Annotated in this window: 15 protein-coding genes, 3 tRNA genes and 1 riboswitch; of the genes, 6 read left to right on the top strand and 12 right to left on the bottom strand. The window is 65.4% G+C overall.

Annotated elements, in window-relative coordinates; genetic code table 11:
* Positions 1 to 75: 75 nt before the first annotated feature.
* Both E3T43_RS00325 and E3T43_RS00330 read left to right on the top strand, forming a co-directional pair.
* A complete protein-coding gene (locus E3T43_RS00325) occupies positions 76 to 4,356 on the top strand; it encodes a LamG-like jellyroll fold domain-containing protein (protein WP_241978738.1) in 4,281 nt (1,426 codons plus the stop codon).
* A 60-nt stretch (positions 4,357 to 4,416) separates the two neighbouring features.
* A complete protein-coding gene (locus tag E3T43_RS00330) occupies positions 4,417 to 5,493 on the top strand; it encodes a glycosyltransferase family 4 protein (protein ID WP_134470881.1) in 1,077 nt (358 codons plus the stop codon).
* A 25-nt stretch (positions 5,494 to 5,518) separates the two neighbouring features.
* On the opposite strand, the gene E3T43_RS00335 is transcribed toward E3T43_RS00330, so the two are convergent.
* The 5 genes from E3T43_RS00335 to E3T43_RS00355 form a co-directional block, all read right to left on the bottom strand.
* The gene (locus tag E3T43_RS00335; RefSeq protein WP_134470882.1) at positions 5,519 to 6,523 is read right to left on the bottom strand and encodes a glycosyltransferase; all 1,005 of its coding nucleotides are present in this window, start codon (positions 6,521 to 6,523) and stop codon (positions 5,519 to 5,521) included.
* A complete protein-coding gene (locus tag E3T43_RS00340; protein WP_134470883.1) occupies positions 6,523 to 7,980 on the bottom strand; it encodes a polysaccharide biosynthesis tyrosine autokinase in 1,458 nt (485 codons plus the stop codon). The genes E3T43_RS00335 and E3T43_RS00340 overlap by 1 nt, the downstream gene beginning before the upstream one ends.
* Positions 7,981 to 8,129: 149 nt before the next feature.
* On the bottom strand, positions 8,130 to 8,903 hold the full coding sequence (locus E3T43_RS00345) for a CDP-alcohol phosphatidyltransferase family protein (protein ID WP_134470884.1): 774 nt from the start codon (positions 8,901 to 8,903) through the stop codon (positions 8,130 to 8,132).
* Positions 8,900 to 10,153 (bottom strand): DUF1972 domain-containing protein, encoded by a 1,254-nt coding sequence (locus tag E3T43_RS00350; protein WP_134470885.1) that lies wholly within the window; start codon positions 10,151 to 10,153, stop codon positions 8,900 to 8,902. Before E3T43_RS00350 ends, E3T43_RS00345 begins: the two co-directional genes overlap by 4 nt.
* 1 nt (position 10,154) lies before the next feature.
* Positions 10,155 to 11,702 carry a sugar transferase gene (locus E3T43_RS00355; protein ID WP_134443680.1) on the bottom strand — a complete coding sequence of 516 codons (1,548 nt, stop codon included), beginning with the start codon at positions 11,700 to 11,702 and terminating at the stop codon, positions 10,155 to 10,157.
* Positions 11,703 to 12,173: 471 nt separating this feature from the next.
* Between E3T43_RS00355 and E3T43_RS00360 the strand changes: the two genes are divergently transcribed.
* The gene (locus E3T43_RS00360) at positions 12,174 to 13,223 is read left to right on the top strand and encodes a dipeptidase (RefSeq protein ID WP_134470886.1); all 1,050 of its coding nucleotides are present in this window, start codon (positions 12,174 to 12,176) and stop codon (positions 13,221 to 13,223) included.
* Positions 13,224 to 13,313: 90 nt separating this feature from the next.
* A riboswitch (guanidine-III (ykkC-III) riboswitch) is annotated at positions 13,314 to 13,377 on the top strand.
* An 11-nt stretch (positions 13,378 to 13,388) separates the two neighbouring features.
* A complete protein-coding gene (locus E3T43_RS00365; protein ID WP_134443678.1) occupies positions 13,389 to 13,763 on the top strand; it encodes a multidrug efflux SMR transporter in 375 nt (124 codons plus the stop codon).
* Here the strand turns inward: E3T43_RS00365 and E3T43_RS00370 are convergent.
* From E3T43_RS00370 to E3T43_RS00405, 7 genes are all read right to left on the bottom strand, one after another.
* Positions 13,760 to 15,658, bottom strand: coding sequence for a Na+/H+ antiporter (locus E3T43_RS00370; protein ID WP_134470887.1), 1,899 nt, complete (start codon positions 15,656 to 15,658; stop codon positions 13,760 to 13,762). The two genes, E3T43_RS00365 and E3T43_RS00370, sit on opposite strands and share 4 nt — an antisense overlap.
* Positions 15,659 to 16,030: 372 nt before the next feature.
* Positions 16,031 to 16,702 (bottom strand): haloacid dehalogenase type II, encoded by a 672-nt coding sequence (locus E3T43_RS00380; RefSeq protein ID WP_134470888.1) that lies wholly within the window; start codon positions 16,700 to 16,702, stop codon positions 16,031 to 16,033.
* Positions 16,699 to 17,205 carry an HAD domain-containing protein gene (locus tag E3T43_RS00385; RefSeq protein WP_134470889.1) on the bottom strand — a complete coding sequence of 169 codons (507 nt, stop codon included), beginning with the start codon at positions 17,203 to 17,205 and terminating at the stop codon, positions 16,699 to 16,701. Before E3T43_RS00385 ends, E3T43_RS00380 begins: the two co-directional genes overlap by 4 nt.
* A gap of 152 nt (positions 17,206 to 17,357) precedes the next feature.
* Positions 17,358 to 17,735: a redoxin family protein gene (locus E3T43_RS00390; protein ID WP_134470890.1), complete on the bottom strand. Its 378-nt coding sequence runs from the start codon at positions 17,733 to 17,735 to the stop codon at positions 17,358 to 17,360.
* Between the two features lie 344 nt (positions 17,736 to 18,079).
* Positions 18,080 to 18,155: transfer RNA gene (locus tag E3T43_RS00395), tRNA-Phe, on the bottom strand.
* Between the two features lie 70 nt (positions 18,156 to 18,225).
* Positions 18,226 to 18,299: transfer RNA gene (locus E3T43_RS00400), tRNA-Asp, on the bottom strand.
* A 99-nt stretch (positions 18,300 to 18,398) separates the two neighbouring features.
* Positions 18,399 to 18,471 (bottom strand) — tRNA-Glu (locus tag E3T43_RS00405).
* A 255-nt stretch (positions 18,472 to 18,726) separates the two neighbouring features.
* Here E3T43_RS00405 and E3T43_RS00410 point away from each other — a divergent pair.
* On the top strand, positions 18,727 to 20,076 hold the full coding sequence (locus tag E3T43_RS00410) for a M23 family metallopeptidase (protein ID WP_241978739.1): 1,350 nt from the start codon (positions 18,727 to 18,729) through the stop codon (positions 20,074 to 20,076).
* The gene (locus E3T43_RS00415) at positions 20,069 to 21,520 is read left to right on the top strand and encodes an NlpC/P60 family protein (RefSeq protein ID WP_134470891.1); all 1,452 of its coding nucleotides are present in this window, start codon (positions 20,069 to 20,071) and stop codon (positions 21,518 to 21,520) included. Before E3T43_RS00410 ends, E3T43_RS00415 begins: the two co-directional genes overlap by 8 nt.
* Positions 21,521 to 21,751 lie beyond the last annotated feature (231 nt).

Raw genomic sequence — 21,751 nt, forward strand, 5'->3', positions numbered from 1 at the left:
AAAGACTCAATATACTGCGAACTAGTGCGGTGGCTATTCGAAGGCTACAGTCCAAACCCTAAGTGAGGCCTTCTGGTGGCTGCTCCTCTGCTCATCCCTTCGCGCCGTCTTGTCGCTCCAGCGCCCAGCGGGACCCCGCGCCTGGCCCACCTGGCACGGGCAGGCTGGCTCGCTCTGGCGACGACGGTCGCCGTAATCGCCGGAGTTCTGAGCGTCCCAGCGGTGGCGCTGGCGGATTCCGCACCGGTCGATGTCGGCACTCCGGCCACGGTCGCCGCGGATTCGCTGCCGACGACACAGATCAACGGTGTCGTTTGGACTCAGCTGATCGTGGGGAACACGGTGTACGTGGGAGGGGAATTCACCAGGGCTCGCCCGGCCGGCTCGGCCCGAGGAACCAACGAGGTGGTGCGCAACAACCTGCTCGCCTACAACCTCACCACCGGACAACTCCTTTCCTCGTTCAACCCCAACGTCAACGGAGCCGTTCGTGCTCTGGTCGCCTCGGCCGACGGTACCCGGGTCTACGCCGGCGGGTCCTTCACCACGGTCGGTTCGGACACTCGGTACCGCCTGGCGGCCTTTGACACCGGTACGGGCGCCCTGGTCTCCACCTGGAAGCCGGTCGTGAACGCCTCCGTGAAGGCGCTGGGATTCTTCGGCGACACGGTCTATGCCGGAGGAACCTTTTCCACCGCCGGGGGACAGGCTCGCACCATGACGGCCTCATTCGCTGCGTCCAACGGTGCACTCGGCACCTGGACCGGTTCGCCGGCCGGCGGCGGGGTCAACGCACTGACCATCTCGCCTGACGGGGGCCGAGTCGTCATCGGCGGCGCGTTCACCTCGTACAACGGCAGCTCCAACCCCGGCTATGGCATGGCAGCAACGGATGCCGCCACCGGCGCGTCCCTTCCATGGAAGATCAACTCGATCATTCGTAACGGCGGCAAGGACGCCGCTATCTTGAGCCTGACCTCGTCGGATCAGGGCGTGATCGGAACCGGTTATGTCTTCGGAACCGGCGGAACTCTCGAGGGTGCGTTTCGCGCCAGCTGGGACGAGGGCGCGCTGATCTGGGTCGAGGACTGCCACGGCGATACCTACTCTGCCGTGCCAGTGGGCGACGTCGTCTACACCACCTCGCACGCTCACTTTTGTGGCAACATCGCCGGCCCGCCGCAGACCGACCCGTGGACCTTCCACCGCACCCTGACGTTCACATCGGAGGCGAAGGGAATCATCACCAGAAACCGGACAGGCGGCTCGTATTACAACTTTGAGGGAACGCCCCGGCCCGACCTGCTGACCTTCTACCCGGATATCAATTCGGGCACGTACACCGGTCAAGGGCAGGGACCATGGAACATCACCGCGAATGAGGACTACCTGCTCTATGGCGGCGAGTTCACGATCGTCAACAATAAAGGGCAGCAGGGGCTCGCGCGGTTCGCTGCTCGGACCATCGCCCCGAATAAAGAAGGCCCGCGGGTCACAAATACCTCCTTCGTTGCCGCAGACTTCGTGCCGTCCGTCGCGTCCTTCGTGCCGGGAGGCACCCGGCTGAGCTGGATGAGCGCCTACGACCGTGACAACGAAAACCTCAGCTACGAAGTGCTCCGGGACGGTGTGAGCGTCGCGACCATCCTGGCCGACTCCACCGATTGGGACCGGCCGATGCTCAGCTGGAGCGACACCGGGCTGACACCGGGACAAAGCTACGATTATCGCATCCGCGTGACCGACCCATTCGGCAACAGTCGCACCGGTGCCGTGGCCTCGGTCACGGTTGCCGAGGGAGCGGGGCTGAGTGACTACGCGGCATCCGTTTTGGGTGACTCACCGCGGTCTTACTGGCCACTGGGTGAGCCGGAGGGCGCAACGGCCTTCGACTGGACCGGCGGAGCCGACCTGGCAGTGCGGTCGGGCGTGACCAGAGATGTCTCAGGCGCCATTGCTGAGCAGGCCGCCTCTCGCTTCGACGGAACGGCAAACGGGCTGGCCTCGACCGCAACGGCGGAAGAATCGTCGAACAACTTCAGTGTCGAGGCGTGGGTGAAAACCACAACCACCCGAGGCGGTAAAATCGTCGGATTTGGTGACAAGGCCACCGGCAGCTCGGCCGGGTACGACCGCCACGTCTATATGGACAACGGCGGCAAGATCTGGTTCGGCGCCTACCCCAGCGCGCTTCGCACCATTAATACGAGTGACAGCTATAACGATGGGCAATGGCATCACATTGTGGCCAGCCTCAGCCCGGCGGGCATGACGCTGTACGTCGACGGCACGCGCGCGGCCCATCGCTCCGACGTGACGACCGGGCAGGTCTACCAGGGATTCTGGCGAATCGGCGGAGATACCCTCAGCAGCTGGACCAGCCAGCCGACGAGCGGGTACATTGCGGCCGATATCGACGAGGTCGCGCTGTACAGCGGCCCGCTGAGCCGGCAGCAGGTGCTCGACCACTACGTCGCATCCGGCCGCACCTCACCGGTACCGGCCGCCCCCGCCGACGCCTACGGTGCCGCCGTGTACGGTGCTGAACCCGACCTGTACTGGCGGCTCGGCGAAGCTGCCGGAACGAGCGCCCTCGATGCCGGCCTGTTGGGCAATTCCGGAACGTACTCCGGAGCCGTCACGAAGGGTGCGGACGCACTGATCGCCGGGGCGAGCAATACCGCCGCCACCTTCAACGGCGGAACGGTCAGCAGCGACACGCAATTCGTGAATCCGACGACGTACTCGCTCGAGGCCTGGTTCAACACGACCACGACGCAGGGTGGAAAAATCATCGGCTTCGGCAACCGCCAGACCGGGCTGTCGACCAACTATGACCGTCACGTCTACCTGCAGGATGACGGGCGTCTCGTCTTCGGAACCTGGACCGGCAAAGCAAACACGGTCACCTCAGCCGCCTCCTACAACGATGGCGTGAGTCACCACGTGGTCGCCGTGCAGTCTCCCGCCGGCATGGAGCTCTACGTCGACGGCGCACTGGTGGGTACGAATCCGCAACCGGCGGCGCAGGCCTACTCGGGATACTGGCGCATTGGCAGCGACCCCACCTGGGGCTCGAGCAGCCCGGCGCTCGCCGGTACCCTCGACGAGGTGGCGGTTTATTCCACCGCCCTGGCGCCAGGGGTCATCGGCCAGCACTTCACGCTCGGATCGGGAGGAAGCACGGCCAACCTGCCACCGACAGCAGCCTTCGTCTCCTCGGTCGACGACCTGGCCCTGCAGGTTGACGCGGCGTCGGCGTCGGATTCCGACGGACAGATTGCGAGCTATGCGTGGACGTTCGGCGATGGCGCCACCGGCACCGCCGTCCAGGCGAGCCACACGTATGCCGAGTCGGGAATATACGAGGTCACCTTGACCGTGACCGACGATGCCGGGGCCACCTCGGCCGTCACCGAGTCGGTCACGGTCACCGCCGCCCCGCCGCCAGCCCCGGAGAATGCGCCTCCGGTTGCGGCCTTCACGGCGACGGCCACCGATCTTGCGGTCGCTGTCGACGGCGTCGGTTCGACTGACGCGGACGGCACGATCGCGGGCTACACCTGGGCCTGGGGAGACGGCGCGACCGAATCTGCCGCCGTGGCAACGGCAACCCACGGCTACGCGGGAGCCGGCACCTATGAAATCGTGCTCACCGTCACCGACGATGCCGGTGCAACGGCGAGCGCTTCCCGCAGCGTTGTGGTCACCGACCCGGCGCCAGCGCCGGCGACAGCGTTCGCAGCGGATGCCTTCAGCCGAGCCATGAGCACCGGCTTCGGCGCAGCGGACCTCGGCGGGTCATGGACTACGACCGGATCAGCAGCAAACTACTCGGTCGGTGACGGCGTGGCCACACTCCGTGCCGTGCCAGGCAGGATGCTCAACGGCTATTTGAGCACGGTGTCATCCACTGAAACCGATCTGACCGTGACAACGGGCGTGCAGCAGGCAGTGACCGGCGGCGGCGTCTACCTCACGGCGATCGGGCGTCGGGTTGGTACGGACGACTATCGGGCCCGCGTTAAGCTGTTGGCCTCCGGGGCGGTGCAGGTGCAGATCCTGCACTATGCGACGAGCCTCAAGTCCTTGACCATCCCCGGCCTCAGCTACGCGGCGGGCGATCAGCTGCAGCTGCGGGTGCAAGTCACCGGCACCGTACCGACCACGCTCAAGGCGATGGCGTGGAAGCTCGGTGAGCCTGCCCCTGATACCTGGCAGGTCAGTGCGACGGATTCAACGGCCGCCCTGCAGCAGGCCGGTTCGATCGGGGTGGCGTTCTACGTCAGTGGCTCGGCCACCGTGAGCCCGATGACGGCGACCTTCGATGACCTGATCGCTGTGACGCCCCAGTAATTTGTCCAGGCAAGGCGCTATTTCGATGACAGGAACTGAGCAGGAAAGGGACCGCGCCGGATGCGGATCGTAACCACACGGGCGAGGTTGTACCGAACCCTGCGCAGCGCTTATCTTGAGCGTGCCCATGTGTTGCCGGAGGCGGCCATTCTCTATCGGGCGAAACGATACGACTTTCACGAATCCCTGGTGGAGGGGCTCACCGTCGTGCAGGCCGGTCCGGTGCGCGCCGCCTGGCTACTGGCCCGGTCGAAGGTGACCACCCTCGAAATCAACGAACCGCTTATGCTCTCAAGCGTGTGGGGCAGTGCGCTGGCCATCAGCGGCCTGCGAGCGCGGTCGCTGCTCGGTGGCCCGCGCGCGACGATCGTCAGCTACGCCATGGAAAACTCAAATCCTCTGGTCCGCCCGGTCGGCGAGGAGGGTCGACTGCGGCGTTTCGCCAACAGCCGCCTGTCGCGGTTTGTCTGGCGGCACACCGATCGCATCGCCTTCGGTACGGATGCCGCGAGAATTACCTACGGCAGCGCCCTGCGTCGGCCGTCGGCCGGAACCACGAGCATCGTCATCCCGGCTTTGCCCGCCCCGTGTGCCTGCCCGGTCGATTCCGGCCGTGGCGAGCCGCGCGTTGTTTTTCTCGGAGCCCTCGTGGCCCGGAAGGGCTTTCCTGAACTGCTTGCGGCCTGGCCGAGCGTCACCGCTCTCATTCCCGCAGCGCGGCTGACCATCATCGGCAAGGGGGCCCTCGAAGACCGGGCCCGTCAAGCGGCCGAGCAAGACCCGACGATTGAGGTCATCATCGACCCGCCGCGCAGTGAAATTCATGCTCACCTGCGGCGCGCGCGAGTGCTCGCCCTGCCGTCTCAGCCAACGGCAACGTGGCGCGAGCAAATTGGCCTGCCCATAGTTGAGGGACTGGCCCACGGGTGCAATATCGTCACAACGTCGGAGACTGGCCTCGCGGACTGGCTCACCGAGCACGGCCACGACGTCGTCGCCCCCGGGGCGGGGGTTCCGGCGCTGGCGAACGCGGTCCTGCACGCCCTGCAGAAGCGGGTAGGAACTGGCACGGCCGACCTGCCGGCGGTCGACGGGCGCCTGGCCGCCGACGCCTGGATGTTCGTCGGGGCGCGCTAGAAAAGCCAGCTCGGTGGATGGACGCTCAGCGCGCTCGAACGGCGCGCACCGCGCACTCGTACGCCTCCAAGTGCCCGGCCACGCCGGTCTCCCAGGTGCGGGCCGAAAGATCAGGACGGGCCGTGTGGCGCGAGAACCGAGCGGCGGCGAGCGCGTCGGTGAGGTCCCCGGGCGAGAGTGTGTCGGGGTAGACCAACACCCAGTCGCCGCCCACCTCGTTCGCCAGCGCCTCGGTGACAGCGTTCCGCGGCACCAAAACGGGGCGGCCGAGAGACAAGGCCAACAGCGCGGCGCCAGAATTGTGCATCTCCTGGTAGGGGAGGACGACCAGCTCGGCCGCGCCGATCTCGTGGGCGAGCGTCTCGTCGCTCGCGTAGCCCGGGCTGAATTCGATGCGTGGGTCTCCAGCCGCAAGAGCCACCAGCGCTCGGGCCAGCTCTGGCGTGTGGGGCTGACCGACGATCCGCAGCGTTGCGGACGATTCCGCAGCATCCGTTATCGCCGTGAAGCACTCGATCAGTGTGTCGATGCCCTTATAGGGGCGAATCAGGCCGAAATAGAGCAGGCGACCGGGAACTGTCGCGGGGCAGGTGTGACCGGCATACCACTCGCGGTAATCGCCGTGGGCAAGCGTGCGTTCGAGCGCGCCCGCCGGAAGCGGAGTGAACGCGTTGAGCCGGATCCACAGGGTGGTTTGGCGGTCGAACGCTTGCAGCAGGCGCCGCTCGGTCGGTGACTTCTCTTCGTGGCTGCGCAGGTTGTGCAGCGTACGAACCACGGCCGTGTGGCGCAGACGCAGTCGCGTCAGCAGAAGTGCGAACAGCAGGCGCCGAGCCAGAGCGCGCGCCGGGGTGCGCCCCTGCAGCAGAATCTCCGGCCAGTGCACATGGAACACGTCGTATGGTGCCGTCAACGCACGCCACCAGGAGAATCCGTCAACCTGCACGTGCTCCCGCAGCCCCCGGTCGAGTTGAACGAGGTAGGGGTTGGTCGTGGCGCGGCCCTCCGGAAACGACTGGAGGACGCGCACTACTTGGTCCGCGCCGATTCCGAGTCTCGGCGGCCGGAGTCATCGAACGCGGCTTTGGGCGCTCGGGTGGCCGTGACTCGGTTGACCGGTCCGGTCATTGGTGCGGACACCCCCTTCACGGGTGCGAGCGGTCCATAGTAGACCTCGGCGCGATGTTCGCGCACCTGGTTCAGTACGATGCCGAGAATGCGGGCGTTGACCGCTTCGAGGGACTCGAGGGTGGTCGTGAGCTGCTGACGGGTGGTCGTTTTGTAGCGAGCCACAACGATGGCGCCGTCGGTGAGGTGAGATAGCCCGAGGGCGTCGGTCGCCGGAAGCAGCGGAGGGGAGTCGACGACGATGAAGTCATAGTCTTCGAGCAGGCGCTTCATCAGCGTTTTCATCGCGGCCGAACCGAGCAGTCGCCCGGGGTTAGGCGGGACGGCGCCGGACGGCAGTACATCGAGCCCATCGGACCAGCGCACGATGGCATCTTCGGGTCCGACGTCGCCGAGCAAAATTGTGGTGAGGCCGACGTCGCCCTCGAGGTCACACAGCTCGGCGATAGACGGGCGTCGCAGGTCGGCGTCGATCAGCAGCACCTTCGCGGAGCGCTCGGCCATGGCCAGCGCAAGGTTGATGGCGGTCGTGGATTTTCCGTCGCGAGCGACGGCGGAGGTGACGACTGTACTGCGCGGCGGGCTGTCAACGTCGATGAATTCGAGATTGGCGCGTACCCGGCGGTAGGCCTCGGCCAGCGCGCTGTGGGGCATGACCCGCATGGCCAGGCCCGCGGGGTCGGAGCGCCGCTTACGCCCGACCATGCCGAGCAGCGGGTCCGATGAGACCCGGTCGAGGTCCTTCTGCGTGCTCACCCGGGTATCGAGAACCTCCCGGGCCAGGGCATAGAGCACGCCGACCATGAGGCCGAGCAGCAGACCGGTGAGCACGATGAGCCTGGTATTGGGCGAAAACGGTGCACCGGGGAGTTGCGCGGGCGACACGGTCTTCACCGAGATCGACGGCAAATTGTCGGGGCCCTTGGGTGCCAGGCTCTCCACCGTCGTGGCGAGCGACAGCGAAACGGCGTCGGCCAGCTCGACGGCCTGCTCCGCTGACGTGCTGGTGGAGGTGATATTGATGAATACGGTATTGAGCGGCGTGACGGCGGACACCTGGGCGGCGAGGCTCTGGGTGGTCGTATCCAGCCCCAATCGGGTGATCACCGGGCCGAGAACGGTCGGCGTCGTCGCGAGCTGCGCATAGGACTGTACGAGATTCTGCGTGAAGGTGGAGGTCTGCAGGAGTTCGCTGGTGGTCTCACCGCGATCGCTCGTGACGAAAACACTGTTGGTGGCTTGGAACTGCGGGGGCAGGCTCGCCGCATACCCCCACGCTGCCGCACCGCCCAGCAGCCCGACAATAAGGATGATCAGCCATCGCCTCGTGATGGTTCTCAAATAGTCGATCGGTTCCACAGCATTCTCCGTTCAGTTGCGCCCACACTACAATCAAGCTGATCAAAACTCACATTCGTCAGGCCGCAGCACATCCCCCAGTAGGAGGTACGTCGCCGAATAGTTCAGGGGCGCTGGAATACTCGGTCCAGATACAAGCGGATGCCCAGCTACGGCCGGGTCGCTCCGACGCCGCCCAGCGCGGTCATGTCCCGAAACCACTTGGCCAAAGCGAGCGCCAGATACAGTGCGTTAGCGACAAAGAGCACGGCGTACACCCCGAAGAACAGCGGGGGAGCGCCGAGCAGCACAAACGCGAGGCAGAGCACACCGTAATCGGTCGGCAACCCCAGGAGCGAGCGCAACACCGTGCGGCGAGCGGTCGATGGCGGAGCCAGGGGAGCATGCTTGGCCTTGAGCAGGTCGTTCAGGATCATCGCGAAGAACGATACGGCCGCCACCGCGGTGAACCCGATCGGAACCAGCAGCAAGGCCGGATCAGTGAGGGCAAAATGCGTGAACGCGGTGATCAGCACGGCCAGGTGGAGCGTGGAGATCTTGATGGCGTCGATGACATGGTCAAGCCATTCGCCGGAGGCTGAGCCACCACCACGCAATCGTGCGACCTGGCCGTCGGCCGAGTCGAAGGCGTAGCCGACGGCCAGCAGCAGCCACACGGTGATGCCGAGCAGCCAGCTCGGCTCGCCGATCGCGAGCAGTCCGATGGCGCAGAACGTGAAGCCGGCGCTGATCGCCGTCACATTATTGGGGCTGAGCCCCATCCGATAGGCGCCGGCCGCGATGTAACGGCCGACTCGTCGGTTCACGTAGACCGAGTAGGCCGGCGCACCGCGGGTGGCGGATTTCTGGGCGGAGGACAACCGGCGCACGGTGTCGAAATAGCCTTCCGTTGGCTGCGCGGTCGGGGCTGGCGTGCTGGTCATAGTGTGATTCCCCTGGACGGTGCGGTTGACGGTTGCCGGCTCATGGTCTCGGGCAGGCTCCAGGTTGACTCCTCGGCACGGCCGCTGCTCTGATGGTGCGTGCTGTAGCCGGCGGCCACACGGCGGGCAAGGCCCTCGTAGCTCGCCGTGACACTGTCCCAGTTGTATAACTTCGCCGCCCGCTCCTGCAGCGCGGTTCCGACCTCGGCGGTGCGATCGGGGCTGAGCTCGGAGTCTTCGATCAGTGCGCCGAGCGAGTCCGCCCGGCTGAAGTAGGCACCGTGGGTGCCGAGCACCTCCCGGTTGAAGACGACATCCCAGGCGATGACCTTGGTGCCGGCGCCCATCGCCCGCAGCAGCGAGGGGTTGGTTCCGCCGACGGAATGGCCGTGTAGGTAGGTGCGCGCGTGCGCGTACAGCTGGTCGAGCTGGCCCTGGTCCCAGACGCTTCCGATCATGCGGATACGCGAATCGGAGGCGGCCAGGTCGGCAATGCGATTGATGTGATCGACCGCGTACGGTGCAGAGCCGACCACCACGAGCGGAAGCAGGGCGCCGCTGGCCCGGTAGCCTTCGACGATTACATCGACATGGTTCTCCGGCTCGAACCGAGCGACGACGAGGTGGTAGCCGCCGGGGCGGAGGCCGAGTTCGGCGAGCCGGTCGCACGGGGTGTCCGAAAGAATCTTGGTGCCGTAGGAGATCAGCTCGGTGGGCACCTCGAACTCATCCTGGTAGTAGTCGACGATTCCCTGCGCGTCGGCGATCAGGGCATCCGCTTCACGAACCGCTACCTCTTCGGCCCACCGATAATAGCGGCGGCCGGTTGGGCCCCACTTGTCGCGCTTCCACTCGAGTCCGTCCACGTGCACAACGCTGGGAATTCCGCGCAGGCGCAACAGAGGGACGAACGGTGCATTGGCGGCGTTGAAGACGAACGCGACATCGGGGCGGCGATGGGTGGTCGCGTGCAGCACCGAGAGCCCGGTGTGGCTGAGGGTTTCGAGAATCTTGTGCCGCAGGGCCGGCAGGTCAACCAGCGTCATGCCGAGATATTCTTTCGGTGCCGGCTCCATCGTGTGGCGGCAGTAGACGGTTACGTCGTGGCCGCGGTCGACCATCCGCCGGCCGATCTCCTCGACGGCCGTTTCAAAACCACCGTAGGTGGCGGGTACTCCGCGGGTGCCGATCATTGCGATGTGCAGGCGTCGTTGGCTGTCGGGCGCAGTGAGTTCGGTCCCCGCGGTCATGTCAATAAGCCCCTACTGGTTGAATGACGGTCTTGAAGGTGCGCCAGATGATCATCAGATCACCGGCCAGCGACCAGTTCTCGACGTAGTACAGGTCGAGCCGTACGCTGTCTTCCCAACTAAGGTTGGACCGTCCGTTGACCTGCCACATGCCGGTCAGGCCGGGCTTAATGTAGAGGCGTCGGTGCACGTGGGTCTCGTAGCCCTGGACTTCCTCCGGAAGCGGCGGACGGGGGCCGACCAGACTCATTTCACCCACAAAGATGTTCCAGAGCTGGGGCAGCTCGTCGAGCGAGTACTTGCGCAGCACCCGGCCGATCTTGGTGATGCGGGGGTCATTGCGAATCTTGAACAGCACCCCGGCGGCCTCGTTCTGGTCGAGGAGGCCAGCCAGGTCGTCTTCGGCCGTCTCCACCATGGAACGGAACTTGATCATGCGGAAGGTCTGGCCATTGCGGCCGCAACGCTCCTGGCGAAACAGCACAGGGCCGGGGCTGTCGATCTTGATCAGCACAGCGATCACGGCCAGGACGGGCAGCAGAAACACGATGGCGAGTCCGGTCGTCACGATGTCCAGGGTGCGTTTGAGGGCATGACGGCCCCCTTCGAACCGGGGGATTTCGACGTGGATCAGCGGGAGGCCGTCAACGGGACGAAAGTGGATGCGGGGACCAGCGACATCCGTTAGCCGGCTGGAGAGAACGAGCTCGGCCGACGTGCCCTCGAGGTCCCAGCCGAGGTTGCGGATGTAGGAGCTGCCACCGCTGGGCTGTCCGGCCACGATGACCGTGTCGACGCCCATGGCCGATGCGGCCGCGGCGACATGTTCGAGATCGGACACGATCGGCACCAGGCGGTCGCCAGCGGCTATCTCAGCGCTGTCGCTCTCTTCGAGTGCGGCCCCGACGATGTAGTACGCGGCGCCGGACTTGGTGTCGATCTGGCTGACGACATACTCAACGTCCTCCCGGTTTCCCACCACGATGACCCGGGCGAGATAGTGGCCGAACGTGCGCTGGTGCAGCAGCCATTTGCGCCACAACCACCGTTCGAATACCAGGGCGATGACGCCGAGGGGCAGCGCGAGAATGAAAAAGAGGCGTGCGATGTCAACCTGCAAGATGAGAAAGGCGATGGCGAGCATGCCGAAGGTCACGGCGCTCGCATTCACCACCTGTTTGTACTCGTGCGCTCCCACACCCACCACGCGCGAATCGCGGGTATGGAACAGCTCGAGAGCGACGAGCCAGGTCACCACGATCAGCAGGGACACCAGCCAGTAATTGGCGCTGAACGATCCGGGAACGGCCGGAATACCGCGCACACCGAAGCGAAAGACCAGGGCAACAGCCACGGCCAGCACGATGACGGTGGCATCGGTCAGTCGCAGCTTCGTGCGGTAGCGGCGCGCCCAGATGAGTCCCGACGACGGGGTGTCGAGCGCGATGTCGCGGGTGGCTGACGCGGCCTGGTCGACGAGACGGAGCTTCGGCGCGCGAGGAAGGGAATCGCCTACCGGGAGTGGCGCGGGGGAGTCGGGTTCACTCATGCGTGCTTCCCGGTGTGATCGAACGCCAGGGCGCGGCCAGATAGGGGCAATCGGGTGCGCTCGGTACCGGACTGGCGCAGGTTGCGCTGACGGTGGAGCGACGGGTCGGGGTGTGTGTCACGTTGCATTCCCTGCAGTCGGGTTTACAGGAACAGGTGGTCTTAGCGACAAGGTGACGATGCTGGCACTTGTCTCTCGGTGGAGCGCGGCAGTGAAGCTGATTCTTTCTCAGCAACTTACTGGCAGAGACTACCCCGATTCAAGTCGGCCGCGCTGTAACCTTAACTGGGGGCAGATTCCCCGTGCCGGGTGGGGAAGTCCGTCACGGGCCATGTTTGTGTCGCCACGAACGGCTTGGCGTCTCATTAACGTGCGGTATTGCGGCACGCTTGGGCGTTATCGGCGGCCGCGCACCCGCACGGCGCGGGTCGTAGGCTGATCGGAGCCAACGCATTGCCGGGGAGAATTCATATGACCGAAAGATTTACGAGATTTCCTGTCATTGACGGGCACAACGATCTGGCCTGGGCCTGCCGCGCGCATCGTGACTATTCCGTCAGCGGACTCGATTCCGAGCAGGATTCCGGGCGCAGCGCGCTTCAAACGGATGTCCCCAAGTTGCGTCGCGGGGGCGTACACGGCCAGTTCTGGTCGGTTTGGGTGCACACCGATCTGGAGGGGACGGATTCGGTCCAGGCAACCCTCGAGCAGATCGACTTCATTCACCGCCTGATTGCGGCGTATCCCGACGACTTCGAGTGGGCCGTCACGGCCGACGACGTCGAGCGCGCCCAGCTGAATGGAAGAATCGCGTCGCTGCTGGGCGTTGAAGGCGGCAATCAGATCAACAACTCACTCGCCGTGCTGCGCGAATACGCCCGCCTGGGTGTGCGGTATATGACGCTGACCTGGAATTCCTCGACCGAGTGGGCTGACGCAGCAGTGGGCGATGTGACCCACGACGGAATAAATGATCGAGGTAGAGCAGTCATCGCGGAGATGAACCGCATCGGCATGATGATCGACCTCTCGCACGTCTCGGCCGCGACCATGCAGGACGCGCTCGACGCGACCGAGCTGCCGCTCCTCTTCAGCCACTCGTCGTGCTTTGCCCTCAACCCCCACCCGCGGAACGTGCCGGATCAGATTCTCACCCAGCTCAAGGCCAACAATGGTGTGCAGATGATCACCTTCGTGCCCGCGTTTATCTCGGCCGACTACCGATGCTGGGAAGACGAGGGCTCGGCGGGGGACAAGCCGCTCGTGACGGTCGCGCACGTTGCCGACCATGTTGAGCATGCCCGGCGGGTGGCCGGCGTCGACCACATCGGCCTCGGCGGCGACTTCGACGGCTGCCCCGACATGCCGGTTGGTCTGGCCGACGTCTCGGAGTACCCGAACCTGTTCGCCGAGCTGTCGCGTCGCGGTTGGAGCAACGCTGACCTGGCCAAACTCGGCTACCAGAACGTGCTGCGCGTGCTGCGCGCGAACGACCCCGCCTATCGCGCGTTTATCGCGTAGCGGCTGCTGCCGGTGAGCGGATGCTGCAGCATCCGCTAGTTTCGTGCGGCTGTGCACAGGCGTTGCCCAGTGGGTCTGCCTATGGTCGAGGGAGGTCGCGAAACGCGGCCCCGGACGACGGATCAGTACCCGGCACAAGACAAGACTGGCCGAGGAGTAGCAGTCATGTCATGGATCGTACTCATTGCGTCCGGAGTGCTGGAAGCTGTCTGGGCGACGGCGCTCGGCAAGTCCGAGGGCTTCAGCAAGTTGTGGCCGACGATTATCTTCGGCGGTGCGCTCGCACTCAGCATGGGCGGTCTGGCCTGGGCGATGCGAGAGATTCCGATCGGAACGGCCTACGCCGTCTGGGTCGGCATCGGAGCGGCCCTCACCGTGGTCTGGGCCATGATCAGCGGCGATGCGAGCGTGTCGTGGCTGAAGATCGCGCTGCTGCTCGGCCTGATCGGCTGCATCGTCGGCCTCAAACTCGTCGACACCCCGCCCAACGCTGCAGCTCTCGGGGACGGTTCTTACAACGAGTCGACGAGCACGCGCTAGCCGAGGAGTTCGTCAACGTAACACCAGCGCCATGATTCCCGCGGCTCGGCGCTGCACATGATGGCGTGGCCGGACTGTTGGAAATGCTTGGTCGCGTGCTGACCCGCGGATGAATCGCAGCACCCCACGTTTCCGCAGGCCAGGCACATTCGAAGGTGTACCGGGGTGGTGCCTTCGCGCACACAGTCCTGACACTCCGGGTCCTGCGGCACTGACTGCTCGCCCACGGCCCGTAGGTGCTCGCAGCCGCCCGCGCCCAGGCGCGCTTCGCCGTTGTCGCGCCGATTGGCGGGTCGGGCCGGGGTACGCGCGTCGATATCCGCACCCTCGGTGGAGGAATCCAACATGGATTCCTCCACGTCGAGCATCTCCAGCACTTCACTGATCACCTCGTGGGCGTAATCGCCGGTGCGGCGCAGTTTGAGAACCCTGGCGCGCTCCGCATCGAGCATGGCCAGCCTCAGCTGCACGTAGCGCTTGCTGGGAGTGCGGTCTGCGAGCTCCGAACGCCCGAGGCGCTCCCATGCTGCCCTGTTGCGTTCCTGCGTGCGGCGTTCGAGCATGGCCAGCACCTCCGGAGAATCGCCGGGCCGGGTGTGCTGGCGCAGGTTTTCGATTCCCGCGGCGGTGGCCTGGTCCATCAGCGCGGCCTGGCTGAGCGCATCCGCATGGGTATCTGGGCCGTGCACGCCCAGGGCCCGTACCAGCCACGGCAAGGTGAGGCCTTGCACAACCAGCGTTCCCGCCACGACTCCCAGGGCCGCGAGAACGAGGACGGGGCGGTGTGCGACGTCTTCTGGCAGGGCGAACACGGCAGCCAGGGTGACCACACCGCGCATACCCGCCCAAGACACGATGGTGGGCAACTGCCAGGGTGGTGCGGGGTCAGCCGCGCAAATTTTGGGTATTAGCCGAGGCAGATAAATTGCCGGGAACACCCACACCGGGCGCAACAGGAGAACCGCGATGAATACGACAGCACAGGTGCCCCAGATGCGCGCGGCGCCAAGCGAATCGCCGGAGGTCGCCTCGATGATTGAGCGCACCTGTAACCCGATCAGCAGAAAGACGGAGTTCTCGAGCAAAAACTGGACGGTGGCCCAGTTGCTGCGCTGGCTCAATCGGGAGGCGCCGCCGGGCATCGCTGGCGACTTGGTGCCGATCACGAGGCCGGCCACGACGACAGCCAACACGCCCGATGCATGGATCGCCTCCGCCGGGATATACGCCACGAACGGGGCAGCGAGAGACATGGACGTGTTTATGGCGACGTTACGCACCCGTTTTCGGATCTGCAACAGGAGCAACGCCGCGATCAGTCCGATCACGACACCTCCGCCGGCGGCCAAAGCGATGCCAGACGCCACCTGCCAGACGGTGACGCTGCCGCCAATAGCAACGATCGCCGTGCGCAGGAGCACCAGTGCGGTCGCATCGTTGACCAGCGACTCGCCCTCCAAAAGACTCACCACCCGGCGCGGAAGCCCAACGCGACGGGCAATCGTGGTCGCCGCTACCGCGTCCGGCGGAGCCACCACCGCGCCCAGGGCGAACGCCGCAGCCAGTGGAATCTCCGGGATCAGCCACCAGACGATGAGGCCGATGGCTACGGTTCCGAAAACGACGTAGCCGACCGACAGTAGTGCGATAGAACGCAGGTTTGTGCGGAACTCGACCAGGGAGGTACGAATGGCGGCCGCGTAGAGCAATGGAGGAAGGATGCCCACCAATACCAGTTCCGGATCCAGCTTGATCGCTGGAATGAACGGCAGGTACGAGCCGATCACTCCAACGACCACCAGCAGCAGTGGAACGGACAGGTTCAGGCGCTTCGCGAGAGCACTGGCCGCGCAGACGACGGCGACGAGAGTGAGAAGACCGAGTGCGACATTCATTTTTTTACCGCCAAGAGTTGCAGGGGACTGACTGCGGCAAGATATGTCCGGTGGCAGTGAAGAGTCGGTACCATTCTCCCCTGGTGAGGGTGATATGAGACTCCGCGGCCGAAACGCCGGCGGTGATTAGCGGCGCATGCCTAATGCTCAATTGCACCTGATCGACGATGAGCGGTTGCGCCACCGAATGCTTCAGCAACTCAACCTGCCCGGGACTGTGATTGGAGACGCCGAAATTGAGTACTTTCCCCGCATCAGCCCGAGAACGATGTCGGCGACCGGGAAATGTGTATTCGGTAATGTCATCGTCCTCACGTGCCCATTTTGGACGCAGACGGACGCAAACCGACGTTCAGCGGCCACATTCGCACCCTATTTGAGTTGACGGGCGAGGTCGCTCAAAGCGGTGATCGTGTGGTCCGGTGTCGCAAAGTAGCTCGGGTAGGCCTCGCCCGGGCGGTTCAACCACGCGGTGCCCAGGCCTGCCCTGACCGCCCCGTGGATGTCCCAGGGGTGCACGGCCACCAGCACCAGGTCGCCCGTTGTAACCCCGCACGCAGCCGCGGCATAGTCGTAGGCGGCCTGAACCGGCTTCCACGCTGGGGCGTCTTCTACCGTGAGTACGGCCTCGAAGTCGCTCCGCAGCCCGGCCCGGGTCAGCAGGGACTCGGCTACCTGATCCGATCCGTTGGACAATGTCACGAGGCGCATGCCCGCGCTTTTCAGGGTCCGGATTCCGTCAGCGATGTCCGGGTGCAGGCTCAACGATTCGAAGCCGTTCATGATGTGGGTCACGGCATCGTCGAGACTGCGGGTGAGCGCCACATCGCGGAGCAGTCCGCGCAGAATCTCCGAACCGATCGTCGCGAATTTTGCAGTTCCACCCGCGGCGGCGAGGGCGAAGCCATCCCGCAGCAGCGCGGCGAACCAGATTCGGGCCAGTTCGGCCGGGGCTCCGATCTCCACGAATCGGGCGCTCAGCGGGGACATGTCGGAGAGAGTCTCGTTGACATCGAATACGATCACTGATGGTGTGCTGGTCATGGCTCGCTCCGTGGGTTGGTGGGTGTGTCGGTCGGCACCAGGCACGCGATGAAGCGCTGCACGTCGTCGATGTGCGCGGCGGTGAGTCCGATGTTCATGTCGGGCTGCACCAGAAGCGTGGGTCGCGCCTCGGCGGCCGCCCAGCTGACGGCATCCTGGCGCAGGATGTCATCGATCCAGATCACCGCGTCGGGCTGCGGCTCCTGCCGGGCCAGCCAGCGGGCGACCCAGTGCAGCTTCGCCGTCGGTGCGGGAGCTGACGGATCGGCGTGCAGGTTGCGCGGAAAGGCGATGCCCTCGGTGTCTGCTGCCAGGCCGAGGTCCCGGGTCAGGTGAAACGTGTGCGTGGGTGACCAAGTGGTCGCCCAGACGATGGATCCGAGCTCGGCGAGCCGCCGCACGAGATCCTGGCGCGGCACATCGAGCACTAGCCGCTGGCCGACGACCCGCGGGTTCAGTACCCCATCGACGTCGAGCAGGATAAGAACGGTGCGCATGGTCATTATTTGAGCCTAGGTGTTCCTTTCGGATGATGTCGGTGCTGCCAGCTTCGGCAACTGATGCGCGCTGCCTCGTGAATGGACGGTCCGTCCCGCTCGATTCCGAGTGCGGGCGCTTCCTGAAACGGTGACCGGCAGCGATTGGTCTCGGGACGTTAGTCCGCGGGATTTGCTCGCAGCCAGGCACGGACTTGTTCTGCATGAGCGTCCGCCGGGAAGACGGGATAAAACACGTGCCTGATGGTCTGCCCGTCGACGACGAGGGTCATCCGCTTGAGAAGTGTCAAGCCTGCGACCGTGAAGGTTGGGAGTTTGAGTGCCCCGGCCAATCGCCCATTCTCGTCGGAGAGGAGCGGGTAGGGCAGGTGCAACCGCTCGACGGCCTCGCGTTGGTAAGCGCTGCTCTGCGCGGAGAGCCCGGTCACGTTTCGCGCACCGCCCGATGTCGATGCAAGGGCGATGTCAGGCAGGTGCAATCCGATCAGGTGATCGGCGCCACCGTCGTCGGTGGGCGTCGGGAGGGCATCCGTCATATGGTTCACTTTTCGTGATGTGCTCACCGTCAAGGAGTCAGCCCGAGGAATTTCCCGAGTGGGGCGCCGTCGACCGTGAGCTCATGCCTGGGCCGGCACAGCGTTTCTGCAGTCAGAACCAGTTTCTGGCTCAGGGCCATCTCGCCGTCGCGAACCGGCGCCAAGGTCACCGGGCCGCAGGCACCCGACGACAACGATTCGAGTGAGCTGCAGCTCGCACCCGCCCTGTCGAGGACGCACTGTCGCGGACGCAAGGTCGAGGGCGCGCTGCCCGGGACTCGGACCGGGCATAAAAAAGGCCACTCCCCGAGTCCCTCACGAGTGAGTTTCCTAGGGAGTGGCGGTGGTGGCCCCGACCGGCGTCGATCCGGTGACCTTTCGATTTTCAGTCGAACGCTCTACCAACTGAGCTACAGGGCCCCAAAGATACGTCAAAACGCGTCTTCTAAGAAAAAAAGCCCTTCCTTTCGAAAGGGCTATATTTCCTTTGCGACCCTGACCGGACTTGAACCGGCGACCTCCGCCGTGACAGGGCGGCGCGCTAACCAACTGCGCTACAGGGCCTCGAGGTGAAAATTGTGAATCTGTGTGCGAGGCACTTGGTAAGACTATTCTATTTCTTTACTACTTTTTCACTTACTCTGTGTGCACGTGCAGTTTGCGTAGCCCCAACGGGATTCGAACCCGTGTTAACGCCGTGAAAGGGCGCCGTCCTAGGCCGCTAAACGATGGGGCCGTGAGCCATAAAGTTCATGGCTGCCGAAGAGTAAGCATACGGTCTTGTGGGGCGAAGGCCAAATCGACGCGCGCAGCATCCGCTTGAAAGCTGCCCATTTTGTGACGCCAATTCGCACCGCGCCCACAAATGTGCGGGCCACAGCCCTTTTCGCGAGTTAGATTCGGCGTTGAAACTGGGCCAAACCTGCTCAATTTGTTACTCTGAAGAGTCTCCTGCGGCGCAAGCTGCAGCTGGAAAGCCCGTTGGGAAACAATGATTCGTTCTACAGCCGTGATCCGCCGCTCCGGAAACGCTCCGGCCAGCCGTTTTCGAGCGGGCAGTCGGTGGCCGCGGCACGGCCTGGCGCTGACCAGCGTCGTCGCAGCCATGACCCTTCTGGTCACGCTGGTTGCCCCGGCCGCCCCGGCGCGGGCGGTCGATTACCCCTCGTGGCAGGATCTGCAGAACGCCAAGGCGAACACCAGTGCCGCCGCCGCGCAGGTGACCGCGATCGAGAATCTCATCGCCGGCCTGCAGGTGCAGGTGCAGGAGACCCAGGCCGCCGCCGAGAAGAGCGCCACCGAACTCGAAGACGCGCAGCGAGAATTTGACGATGCCACCCGTCGGGCCGAGGACATCCAGAAGCAGGCAGACGACAGCAAGGCCACAGCGGATGCCGCCACCAAGCAGGCCGGCCAGCTCGCCGCCCAGCTCTACCGCACCGGCGGCACGGACCTGAGCGTCAACCTGTTCCTGGAAGGCGGAGGGGACGGCGCCGACGCCGACCTGCTGCTGGCAAAACTCGGCAGTATGAGCAAGCTGGTGGAGCGCAGTTCGGATGTGTACGACGAGGCGCAGTCCGCCATGAATAACGCCCAGTCACTCGGCGACCAGGCCAAGGTCGCCCAGACGGAACGCGAAGTGTTGCGCGTCGCCGCCGAGGCCGCCCTCGTTGCGGCCCAGACCGCGGCCGAGGCGGCGGCCAATGCCCTCGCCGAATCCGAAGCCAAGGGCATCGAGCTCGAGCAGCAGCTGCAGTTCATGCGCGACGCCCAGGCCACGACGACGGCCGGCTACGAGGCTGGCGTGGCCGAGCGCGCCCGCCTCGAAGCGATCCGGGTGGCGGCCGAGGCCGAGGCTGCCCGGGTTGCAGCGGCTGCAGCGCGCGCCAGCGGCGGCTCCGGCGGAACCGTGAGCATGTCCGGCTGGGGCGTTCCGGCCAGCGGACGCATCACCGGCGGCTACGGCCCCCGCTCGACCATTTGCGGCGACGGCGGACAGTGCAGCGGAAGCTTTCACTACGCGACAGACCTCGGCACCGGCTGCGGCGCGCCCATCTACGCCGCCCACGCCGGCATCGTCACCTGGGCCGGGCGCCTCGGCACCTACGGTAACTTCGTGAAGATCAGCCACGGCGACAACGTCTCGACGGGCTATGCCCACATTCGCGACGGCGGGTACAACGTGGGTGTCGGCCAGTCGGTATCGGCGGGGCAGCTCATCGCCAGCTCCGGACAGACCGGGGCCGCCAACGGCTGCCACCTGCACTTCGAAGTTTGGATTGGTGGAAACCGCATCAATCCCGTTCCATTCATGGCCGACCGGGGAGCAGCACTTGGCTAACAGCAGCACACCTGCACGGAATACCGCAGCGTTACCGAGCACCACTGCACGTGCACGAGTTCACGCACGATCGAAGCGCCTGTTCTCGGCCGTCGCGATCGGCGCGGTCTCGGCCGTGACGGCATCCGTTGCCGCGGCCGGCGGTGCGGCGTTTGCCGCGCCGGACTACCCGAGCTGGAACGACGTCGAAAAGGCCAAGCAGAACGAGTCGACCAAGCAGGCCGAAATTGCCACGCTGGGTGAGCTGCTGGACGGTTTGGCAGCCCAGTCGGCGACCGCCGTGACGACCGCACAGATGGCGGCCGAGGAATATCGCATCACCCAGGACTCCCTGGCTGCCGCCACCGAGCGGGAAGCCAGCCTGAACGCGCAGGCGAAAACGGCAGAGGCTGCCGCTGCGACGTCGAAGATGCGGGCCGGCCTGATCGCGGCCCACCTCGCCAAGTCCGGCGGCAACGGTCTCTCACTCAACCTGTTCCTGAGCGGCAACAGCGCCGATGACCTGCTCAGCCAGCTCGGTACAGCCAGCAAGCTCAGCGAGCAGTCCGAGCAGATTTACACCGAAGCGCGCCAGGACCAGAACGCGGCCGAGTCGCTCGGCGACCAGGCGGCGTCGGCCACAGACGAACGCGAACGCCTCACCGCAGAGTCCAAGACCACCTTTGAGGCGGCGGCTGCGAGCTCAGCGGCGGCCGAGGCAGCCTACGACACTCAGCAACGCCGGTCGAGCGAGCTGTTCGAGCAGCTCGCCCTGCTTAAGGACACCACGGCCGAGGCTGAGCGCAGCTTTCACGTCGGCGAAGAAGCGGCCGCTGCAGCGAAAGCGTTCGCGCAGGCTCAGGCGTCCGCTGCTGCAATAGCGGATGCTGCCGCTGCCGCTGCCGCTGCCGCTGCCGCAGCGGTGCAGGACGCCGCGGCCGCTGGGGGTTCCGGCTCGGATTCTGGGTCCGGTTCCGGTTCCGGCAACGGTTCGGGGTCTGGCGTGGTCACTCCGGTGGTGCCGAGCGTGCCGAGCGCTCCGAGCGCTCCGGCTGGCGGCGGTACGACCGTTCCGGCGCCGAATGCGAGTGCCGTCGACACCGCTCTCGCCTTCGCCAGCGACCAGCTCGGCGACCGGTACGTTTTCGGCGGTTCCGGCCCCGACGCCTGGGACTGCTCGGGTCTGACCAAGGCGGCCTACGCCGCGGTGGGCATCTACATCGGCACCCACTCGGCCACGGACCAGTACAACACCATGGCACGGCAGGGCAAGCTCGTCTCCTTCGCGCAGGTGCAGGTGGGCGACCTGTTGTTCTGGGGCAGCCCCGGCAATTACTACCACGTGGCGATTTACGTCGGCGGCGGGCAGATTCTCGAAGCTCCGAACCCCTCGGCGCGCGTGCGGGTGCACAGCATCTGGTCGTCCTGGGCTGTTGCGCCCTACGTCGGGCGCCCCGCAGCGTAGCGCGGAGCTCTCAGGCCCCGCATGAGGCCGGACGTGTAGCTAATTCTGGAGATCTTCGCGGGATCGCGCGATGGCCAGCGGACCAGCGCGACGACCGCACCAGCACTTGGCGGATTTTCTGATGTAGCCCCCGCGAGTGGGGGTTACTGGCAGTACGAGGGCCCGCTGCGGGTGGGTGCCCCGAGCCAGACACCAAAAAGGGGGCTCCTGCCGCCGGATAACCGGTGACCG

Source organism: Cryobacterium sp. Hh7 (assembly GCF_004403155.1).
Classification (GTDB): Bacteria; Actinomycetota; Actinomycetes; order Actinomycetales; family Microbacteriaceae; genus Cryobacterium; species Cryobacterium levicorallinum.